This window comes from Streptomyces sp. NRRL B-3229 (genome assembly GCF_000719505.1).
In the GTDB taxonomy this organism is placed as follows: Bacteria; Actinomycetota; Actinomycetes; order Streptomycetales; family Streptomycetaceae; genus Streptomyces; species Streptomyces griseorubiginosus.
Map to the genome: position 1 here is coordinate 1 of NZ_JOGP01000130.1, position 344 is coordinate 344.

At 68.0% G+C, this 344-nt stretch carries 1 protein-coding gene; it reads left to right on the forward strand.

Annotation, left to right across the window (positions count from 1 at the left end; all coding sequences use genetic code 11):
* On the forward strand, positions 1-344 hold a 344-nt coding region (locus IF54_RS0139075), incomplete at both ends, for an argininosuccinate synthase domain-containing protein (RefSeq protein ID WP_030327544.1).

The following is a 344-nucleotide window of genomic DNA, read 5'->3' on the forward strand; positions in this document are numbered from 1 at the left end:
TCTCCGCACTGTCCCGCCCCACCATCGTCAAGCACCTGGTGGCCGCCGCCGAGAAGCACGGCGCCGACACGGTCGCCCACGGCTGCACCGGCAAGGGCAACGACCAGGTGCGGTTCGAGGCGGGCATCTCCTCGCTGGCCCCCGACCTCAAGTGCATCGCGCCCGTCCGCGACTACGCGATGACGCGGGACAAGGCCATCGCCTTCTGCGAGGAGAAGGGCCTCCCGATCGCGACCACCAAGAAGTCGCCCTACTCCATCGACCAGAACGTCTTCGGCCGCGCCGTGGAGACGGGCTTCCTGGAGGACATCTGGAACGCCCCGATCGAGGACGTGTACGAGTAC